Below are 8,821 nucleotides of genomic sequence, written 5' to 3' on the forward strand. Positions count from 1 at the left end.
AAATACTCGTCATCGGGACTGCGATAGATGGCGAAGGTACGCCCGCCATGATCGAAGCGGATGACATCCTCTTCCTCGACATCGTCGACGCCACACGCTTCAACCCAGTCGGCCATCTGCCTCTCCCCTATTCCGCCGCTGCCGGAACGGTCAGCGCATGGAACTCGTCCCGATACGGCCGCGCCGTCGGCGGCAGCTCGCGCTTGAGGAAATAGTCCTCGTACTGAAGCTGCTTCAGCAGCACCGGCCAGACCTCGCGATAGGCATGCCACATCGAAGGGTTCGGCTCGGGCAGATCGTGCTTGATCAATTCATGCAGCCTCGGCAGCGCGTGATACGGCACCATCGGGAACATGTGATGTTCGACATGGTAGTTCATGTTCCAGTAGATGAAGCGGCTGATCGGGTTCATGTAGACGGTGCGCGTGTTCAGCCGGTGGTCGGTGACATTATCGGCCAGGCCGATATGCTGCAGCAGGCCGGTCAGCACCATGTGCCAGCTGCCGTAGAGGCGCGGCAGGCCGATAAGCACCAGCGGCAGGAACGACCACAGATAGAACGCCAGCGCGATCGCCGCGACATAGATGGCGACATGCCAGCGCGCGGCTGTGACCACCTTGTGAAGCTCCATCTCGGGAATAAAGCTTTTCTCGTCGGGCGAGATGCTGCCGAACGCATTGCGCACCAGCGTCGGCAGCGAATAGCGGAAATCGAGAATGCCGGTGAAGGCGAGTGCGGCACGCAGCAGGTCCGGCGGACGCATCACCGCGATCTCGGCGTCGCGGCCGACGATGATCGTGTCGGTGTGATGGCGGGCATGGCTCCAGCGCCAGGTCACCGGGTTGCGCATCAGCATGAAACTGGCGATCTGGTAGACGGCATCGTTCATCCAGCGCGTGCGGAAGGCGGTGCCGTGGCCGCACTCGTGCCAGCGCGAGTCGCTGGACGAGCCATAGAGCACGCCATAGACGAGCAGGAACGGCACCATCCACCACGTGCCCCAGAACCAGGCGATGCCGGCGGCGGAACCCAATATGGCAACGATCCAGATGATCGTGTCGCGGATCGCCGGCCCGTCCGAGCGTTGCATCAGCTCTTTCATCGCCTTGCGCGGCACATCGGTGTGATACCACTCGGCCGAGGCCAGCCCGGTCTCGATCGCGATGCGCGTGCTTTCCCCGACCAGGCTGTAGTCGCGCTTTTTCTCCATCACATCGACCTCCGATTTCCGGCCCGCCAGCCGGAGCATTCGTTTCGCATCATGCCCTGTCCGCCAATCCCGGAAAATTGCCCGACGGCACAGGATAATCCTGTTGCGGCTGCCTGGCGATCGACGCGATCTTTGCTTCGGCCGCGGCGATCGCGCCGGCGCCGTCGAGCACCCGGAACACCGCGTCATAAGAACGGCCTTCGCCATGCTCCAGCCAGATCATCTCGCCTCGCTCGCGCGCCGCGAGATTGCCCAAGACATGGTGTGTCGAGGGTTCTATGCCCAGCGCATACTGCCCTGCCTGGAAATTCTGCCATTGGTAGGCGCAAGGCAGCTGATCCTTGCGCGTGATCACTTCCAGGCCAAGCCCTATGCCGTCGTTGACCACCGCCACCGGCACCTCGCCATTGGCGTCGGCCGCCATCTCATGCTGCCAGACCTGCTCGCTGAAGCCCAGTCGCGGCGCCGGCACGGTGCGGTAGCCGACCTTCTGCGCCTCGTAGCGTTCGCCTGCATGGCCAGCCCAGACGACGTCGCGGATCGGCGCCAGATAGCGCGAACCCTCGTCGAGCAAGGGGTGGCTGACATTGACGTGGTAAAAATACATGTGCGGCGTGCGATTGAAGCCATGGTTGACGACGCGGTCCGACAGCCGGATCTCGTTGCCGCCGACATCGGCCTCGATACGCCGGATCAGATGCAAATCCTCGCCGAACACCGCCGATTGCTGAACGATGCCTTCGGCCCAAAGCACGCAGCGGTCGCCATCCCAGGCCTCGCCATAACCGGTCAACCGTGCCGGAATGGTGCCGACACGGCCGTGCAGCGAATGGATCACGGTCTTCTTGCCCGGGTAGTTGTAGCTATCGGCAGGCACCGCTTCGCGGCCCAATATGTGGTCGAGGCCGCAGGTGACAAGCAGGCCTGAAAACGAGCGCGCCCAGGCGAGGCCCCCTTCCCCCTCATAATCGTGTAGGCCGGGGTTGCGAAAGCCGCTCGGCGAATGCCAGCCGATCGCCTGGCCCTTGAAGTCGCAATCGGCGATGTCGAGCGCCCGGTCGACCAGCGCCGTGAAACGCAGGCCCGAGTCGGTGCGGAACTCGAGCATGCGGATGCCGCGTTCCACGCCGTCGCCAAGCGTCATCAGCCGCACGCCGGCAAATTGCGACAGCATGCCCGAACGTTCCGATACCTGCCGGCGCGAAAGCGTCTTGCCGTAGAGTTCTACCATGTGACGGCCAACTTCTTCACTTCGCTCTCGTCTCTTTCAGCAGGGCCGACATGTCGGCGCCGGTGATGATGCTTTCCACGGTCAGAAGATCGGTATCGGCAACCGTCTGCTCGGCGACGATCTCGCCGCGGCGCATGACGATGATGCGGTCGGCGACCTGGAACACGTGATGGATGTTGTGGGTGATCAAGAGCACCGAATGGCCGGCGTCACGCACCTCCTTGACGAAGCGCAGCACGCCATGGGTTTCCTCGACGCCGAGATTGTTGGTTGGTTCGTCGAGGATGATGACCTTGGCGGCGAACTGCATGGCGCGAGAAATCGCAATCGACTGCCGCTCGCCACCCGACAGCGTCGAGACCAGCGCATCGGCGTCGAGTTTTTTCGAGATGCCGACGCGCTTCAACAGCGCCGACGCCGCATCGCGCAATTTGGCGAAATCGAGCGGCGCGAACACGCCCAGCCATTTCAGCTTGACCGGTTCGCGCCCAAGGAAAAGATTGCGCGCAATGCTGAGATCCGGCGCCAGAGACGTATCCTGGTGGATGGTCTCGATGCCGAGGTCCATGGCATCGCGCGTCGAGCGGATCGAGACCTTCTCGCCGCGCACATAGATGTCGCCACGGTCGATCGGAAACACACCGGAAATCGCCTTGATCAGCGTCGATTTGCCGGCGCCATTGTCTCCGAGCAAGGCCACCACCTCACCCTCCTTGAGAGCAAAGGACGCATTCTTCAGCGCCCGAACGCTGCCGAAGGATTTTTGCAGATTCTGCAGCCGGAGAACTTCCATCGTCAGCCCCTTGCGGCGTTCTTCTGCAGCAAAGCGTGCAGGATGAGCATGGCGAGGATGATGAGGCCGACGAAGATGTTGTAGGCGAGGCCCGGCACGCCGATCAGCACGATGCCGTTGCGGATCGCGCGCAGCATCAGCGCGCCGACGATGGTGCCGAGGATCGTGCCGCGTCCGCCGGTCAGCGCCGTGCCGCCGACCACCACCATGGCGATCACTTCGAGCTCATAGCCGGTGCCGGCCACCGGTGAGGCGGCCGAGATGCGGAAGGCGCTGATCATGCCGGCCAGTCCCGCAAGGACCGAAGTCAGGATGAACAGCCACACCTTGACGGCGTCCGCCGGCACGCCGCGCGCCACCGCCGCGTTCCGGTTGGAGCCGATGGCGCTGATCCAGTTGCCGAGCTTGGCATAGCGCAGCACGTAGATCGCCAGCAGCGAGAGACCGATGAACCACCACAGCGAGGTGTAGAACCGGAACGACCCGACATTGAAGCTGCCGGCCAGCAGCGTGACGAAAAAGCCTGGCTGGTCCCAGGATTTCAGCGGAAAGCCCTGCGTGATGTAGAGCGCCGCCCCGCGCACCACGAGCAGCATGGACAGCGTGACCAGGAAGGACGAAATGCCGATCTTGGTGACGATCAGCCCGTTGATGGCGCCGATGGCGATGCACAGCAGAAGCCCGGCCAGAAGCGCGATGCCGATATCGACGCCTCCGTTCTGCACCAGAAGCATGACGACGACCGGCGCCAGCCCGAACACGGCACCAACCGACAGGTCGAATTCGCCCGCCGTCAGAAGCAGCGTCATGCCGAGCGCGATAATGCCGAGCTCGGGGAGGAACGCCATCATGTTGGAGATGTTGAGCGGCGACAGGAAATTGGCATCGGCGATGGCGAACACCGCGAGCAGGACAATGAGGATGACGAGCGAGGAGAATTGCGGCGAGCGCATAAGGCTCGATCTACGTTTCCCGACAGGCATTTCGTCTTCTGCGGCGATCATCATGACTGCTTGAACCATGCTTTGAAATGGTGCCCGCGGCCTGCGCCGCGGGCACCGGTTTTCACTTCGTGTCGTAGAGTTTCAGGATCGGTTCGACGCTCGAGGCGTCGTAGAGGCTGAAAGTATGGATGTCGTAGCCGATCGGTTCGCCCGACGCGGCGAGCCCGAGCAGCGCCACCGGCATGAAGCCTTGCGCAGACGGAAACTGCCAGGCGGCCGCGTTGACGAAGCCGGACTTCACGGCTTCCGCGGTTTCCTTCGAATTGCCCCAGCCGACGACCGGGATCTTGCCGGCCGGCACACCGGCGCCGTCGAACACCCGCTTGACGCTGGCCGCGACGGAATCGCCGAGCGCGATGATCGCCGGCGGATTGTTGGCCACCATATAGTCGGTCATCTTGGCAATGATGCCGGCCGGGTCGGTGCCGCAATCGACCACATCATATTTGATCCCCAACGGATCGAAGACGCTGGCGATGCCTTCGGTCTCCAGCTGCTGATAGCTGGCGCCAGGCACTTCCACCGGCAGGAACACCTTGTCGCCCTGCTTCACCATCTTGTGGTCGACAAGATACTTGGCCCAGATGACCCCCGCCTCCTTGAGATCGGCGCCGACATAGGCCTGCCGTCCGGTCGCCGGATCGTCTGTGTTGAAGAACACGATCGGGATCCCGGCCGCCTTGGCAGCCTTCACTTCCTCGGTCCACAGGCCCGGCTGGGCCGAGGTGGTGGCGATGCCGTCGGGCTTGGCCGCAAGCGCGGAATTGAAGGCCTCCTTCTGCGCCGCCATGTCGCCGCCGCTGAAGGAGATCTTGCAGGTCACCTTGAGCTGGTCGCAGGCTTTGGTCGCGCCGGCATTCCAGTCCAGCCAGACCGCATCCGACGGACCGCCATGCGACAGCAGATAGAACGTCTTCTGGCCATCCTGCGCCATTGCCGGCGAGGCAAATGCGATGCCCGCGAACACAGTCGCGGCCGCTGCCAGTTTCAATCCGAATTTCAACACTGCAATTCCTCCCTTGTTGTTGCTTCCAAGCCGGATGCACCGCCGGCAAAGGGCGACGCACAGCTGGTCAGAGACCGTTGGCGCGGAACTTGTCGTCGAGAAATTTCTTGGCCCTCGGCACGTCGTCTTCCGAAAGGTGTTCGATGATCACCGGGATGTTCGGGTTCTTCTGCGACAGGCGCTGCAGATAGAGGTCGTAGTTCAGCGAGCCGGTGCCCGGCGCGTTGAGGACCATCTCGCCAACGCCGCGGAAGGTGTGCGAGGCCAGCGCGTCGTCATCGCCGATGTCCGCATGCTTCTCGCTCTTGTCGTCGCCGGCTCGTGCGACATCCTTGGCATGCGCGATCTTGACCTTGTCGGCCAACGTGTCGAACACCTGGTTCAGCACCTTGTCCATCTGGTCGATGTTGTGGCTTTCGAAGTAGTTGGTCGGATCCATCAGCAGGCCGAGGCCCGGATGGTCGACCTGCGCGAACATCCTCACCGTTTCCTCGACCGAGCCGACGACATTGTTGACGTAGGTTTCGAGCAGGAACATTGAGCCGTGGTCATAGGCTTCCTGCGCCAGTTCGGAGATCGCCTTGCGGCACATCTCAAAACCCTCTTCGGACTTGTTCTTGGGATCGCTCATCCACTCGCTCTCGGTGTTGTAGGTACCGGTCTCCGAGATCACGTAAGGACTGCCGAGCTGGCGGGCGTTGCGGATGATTTCCTTCAGCCGATCGACATTCGCCTTGCGGTGCGCGAGGTCGGGATGAATGACATTGGTGTAGCCCGAGATGCAGCAGATCGGCAGGTCGTGGGCACGGAACGTGTCGCGAACCTTCTTGGCCTTATCCTTGGTGATCTGGCCGGCCGACAGGTCGATATCCTTGAAATGAAGGTCGAGCTGCACGGTGTTGAAACCGTGGCCACGGATCTTCTTCGCCGACTCTTCGAGGCCGTACGGGAAATAGCCCGTGAAAATACCTGCCTGCATCATAGTGTGAATTCCTCCCTGTAAGCGATTCAGTTGTCTGGTGTTTCAGTTGCGGTGATCAGGTAGCGATTTCGGAAAGCTTGACCGTGCGGCCCTCGTCGATCGAGCGATAACCCGCCTCGACCAGCGCCATGGTCTTGACGTTGTCGGCGACCGACAGCGCCGGCGGTGTGCCGGTCTTCACCGCGTGCTGGAGCTGCTCCATCACCCCGATAAAGGCATGCGGGAACCACATCGTGTCCCAGCTCGGACTGACCCACTCGCCTCCGGTCGTCTCGGTCGAGGCATAGGTCAGCGTCGAGGCAGCGCCCGTCGGCCAGCCAATGGTGCCCTTCGCGACCCCCTTGCTGCCGTCGACGCGCCAGTTGATGTGCTGGTCGTCCTTGTAGCCATCCTGACGCGGACCGGACCAGACATCCTCCAGCGACACGGCAAGCACACCGGACGGGAAGCGCAGCGTCGACACGGTGATGCCGTCGGAATGGTCGAATGTCGTGCGCGGATCCTTGCGTGTCAGCGTGGTGATCTCGTCGGGATCGCCGAACAGAAAGCGCAGCACGTCGAGATGATGCACGCTCATATTGGCGAGCGTCAGCCGGTCATAATCCTCGAGGAAGCTCTGCCAGTGCGGGATGGCGTGCATGTCGATCTGCGCGAAGACGATGTCGCCCAGCGCGCCGCTGTCGATGATCTGCTTCAAGACGCGCATCGACTGGTCGTAGCGCATGTTCTGGTTGACCGAGAGGATCTTGCCGGCCTTGGCCGCCTCGTCACGCAGCTTGACCGCTTCCTCGACCGACAAGGCCAACGGCTTCTGCGCCAGGATCGCCTTGATGTGCTTCTGCTTCAGCGCGTGACGGATCAGCGCCGGCTGCAGGTCGGGCGGGAAAGCAAGGTCGATGATCTCGACATTTTCGTCCTCGATCAGTTTTTCCGGTGTGTCGTGGACGGTCGGAATGCCCCAGCGCGTCGCCACCTTCTCGGCGCTGGTCCTGGTGCGCGAGGCGATTGCCACCACCGGGAACCCAGCTTCCTTGTAGGCGGCCAGATGGCACTCGGCCATGATCATGCCTGCGCCGACGCAGCCGATCTTGTATTCCTTCGTGCGGACCTTCACGTCCGGCTCGAAGCCCTTGTTTGCCATCTCTTCCTCCCGAAACTCATTCCTTGCGGCTGTCATCGTGCCAACGCTCCGCCGCTCTGTTCGAAATAATGCACTCTGGCCGGCTCGCAGGATATCGCCACCATGGCATCCGGCCGGATGTCGGGCTGACCGCGCAGCAATGCCTTCAGCCGCGCCTGCCCGGCAGCGAGCGTCACCACGGTGTAGCCGCCAAGCGGCTCGACCTCGAACACTCGCGCCGGGCGGCCCGGGCCCCCGTCCGCCCACGGTCTAACCTTGATGTCTTCCGGCCTCAGCCCGATCTCCACGGCGTCGGCGGGCGCTGTCTTGTCGTCGATGCGAATCGTGCCTTCAGCCGCTTCGACACCGCCCTCGCCGCGCGCCGATCTGAGGATGTTCATCATCGGCGAACCAAGCAGCCTTGCCACATAGGTGCTGGCCGGGCGGTCGTAGATCTCTGCCGGCGTACCGATCTGCCTGATCTTGCCGTCCTCCAGGATGGCGATGCGATCGGCGACCGACATCGCCTCTTCCTGGTCATGCGTGACGTAGATCAGCGTCTTGCCGAGTTCGCGCTGGATGCGCTTCAGCTCGACGCGCGTTTCCTCGCGCAGCCTGGCGTCGAGCGCCGAGATCGGATCGTCCATCAGATAGGCATTGGGATCGCGCACCAGAGCCCGCGCGATCGCCACGCGCTGCCGCTCCCCGCCCGAAAGCTGTCCCGGCGGCTTGTGCAGGATATGGCCGATATGCAGCTTCGCCGCGACGTCGGTGACCCGCCGCTTGATCTCGGTCTCGGCGACCCGGCGTTCGACAAGGGGAAAGCGGACATTTTCGAGCGCGCTCATATGCGGAAACAGCGCCAGGTTCTGGAACACCATCGCCACGTTGCGCTCGGCCGGCGACATCGCGTTGACCGGCCTGCCTCCGATCAGGATTTCGCCGGTGTCAGGTGTCTCCAGCCCGAGCACCAGGCGCAGGATCGTCGACTTGCCCGACAGCGGCGGTCCGAAGAAGCAGAAGAACTCATTGTCGTTGACGGTGAACGAGGCGTCGTCGACGGCAAGTGTGTTGCCGTAGCGTTTGGTCACGTTGCGAAAGACGATATCGGCCATGGCTCAGGTCGCTCCACGGATCAGTGACAGGTAGCGAACGCCGGCGCCGCCCCTCATCCGCCTGCCGGCACCTTCTCCCCGTATAGGGACGGGGAGAAGGGAGAAGCTCCAACGATGACGCCCCCCTCTCCCCGTCTCTACACGGGGAGAGGGTAAGGGTGAGGGGCGGCGCCAACTTGCGAAAATTTGCCGGACCAACATCTCAGCCTCCCACCCTCATGGCGCGGCCGGTGGCAGCGTCGAAGACGCGCACCGACGACGTAGTGGGGGCGATGACAGCGGTGTCGCCGATAGTCAGTCCGACATCATTGTCGAACACCGTTTTCACAGCCGCCTCGCCCTGGCCGAGATGAACGATGG

At 62.8% G+C, this 8,821-nt stretch carries 8 protein-coding genes and 1 pseudogene; all 9 read right to left on the bottom strand.

Annotated elements, in window-relative coordinates; translation table 11 throughout:
• A pseudogene (locus tag EN893_RS39015) lies at positions 1 to 116 on the bottom strand (Rieske family ferredoxin); the annotation flags it as partial.
• Positions 117 to 127: 11 nt separating this feature from the next.
• Positions 128 to 1,210 carry a fatty acid desaturase family protein gene (locus EN893_RS05670; RefSeq protein WP_236383000.1) on the bottom strand — a complete coding sequence of 361 codons (1,083 nt, stop codon included), beginning with the start codon at positions 1,208 to 1,210 and terminating at the stop codon, positions 128 to 130.
• A gap of 49 nt (positions 1,211 to 1,259) precedes the next feature.
• The gene (locus EN893_RS05675; RefSeq protein ID WP_128361444.1) at positions 1,260 to 2,441 is read right to left on the bottom strand and encodes an aldose 1-epimerase family protein; all 1,182 of its coding nucleotides are present in this window, start codon (positions 2,439 to 2,441) and stop codon (positions 1,260 to 1,262) included.
• Between the two features lie 16 nt (positions 2,442 to 2,457).
• Complete coding sequence (locus EN893_RS05680) at positions 2,458 to 3,240, bottom strand: ATP-binding cassette domain-containing protein (protein ID WP_024501560.1); 783 nt, start codon at positions 3,238 to 3,240, stop codon at positions 2,458 to 2,460.
• Positions 3,237 to 4,238 (bottom strand): ABC transporter permease, encoded by a 1,002-nt coding sequence (locus tag EN893_RS05685; RefSeq protein ID WP_127267579.1) that lies wholly within the window; start codon positions 4,236 to 4,238, stop codon positions 3,237 to 3,239. The genes EN893_RS05680 and EN893_RS05685 overlap by 4 nt, the downstream gene beginning before the upstream one ends.
• Positions 4,239 to 4,299: 61 nt before the next feature.
• Complete coding sequence (locus EN893_RS05690; RefSeq protein WP_128361445.1) at positions 4,300 to 5,244, bottom strand: substrate-binding domain-containing protein; 945 nt, start codon at positions 5,242 to 5,244, stop codon at positions 4,300 to 4,302.
• Positions 5,245 to 5,311: 67 nt separating this feature from the next.
• Positions 5,312 to 6,226, bottom strand: coding sequence for a sugar phosphate isomerase/epimerase (locus tag EN893_RS05695; protein ID WP_127267575.1), 915 nt, complete (start codon positions 6,224 to 6,226; stop codon positions 5,312 to 5,314).
• Positions 6,227 to 6,281: 55 nt separating this feature from the next.
• The gene (locus tag EN893_RS05700; RefSeq protein WP_127267576.1) at positions 6,282 to 7,367 is read right to left on the bottom strand and encodes a Gfo/Idh/MocA family oxidoreductase; all 1,086 of its coding nucleotides are present in this window, start codon (positions 7,365 to 7,367) and stop codon (positions 6,282 to 6,284) included.
• A gap of 32 nt (positions 7,368 to 7,399) precedes the next feature.
• Positions 7,400 to 8,461, bottom strand: a complete 1,062-nt coding sequence (locus tag EN893_RS05705) for an ABC transporter ATP-binding protein (protein ID WP_127267577.1) — start codon at positions 8,459 to 8,461, stop codon at positions 7,400 to 7,402.
• Between the last annotated feature and the right edge of the window lie 360 nt (positions 8,462 to 8,821).

Origin of the sequence: Mesorhizobium sp. M7A.F.Ca.CA.004.04.2.1, from assembly GCF_004022825.1 — a bacterium.
Lineage (GTDB): Bacteria > Pseudomonadota > Alphaproteobacteria > Rhizobiales > Rhizobiaceae > Mesorhizobium.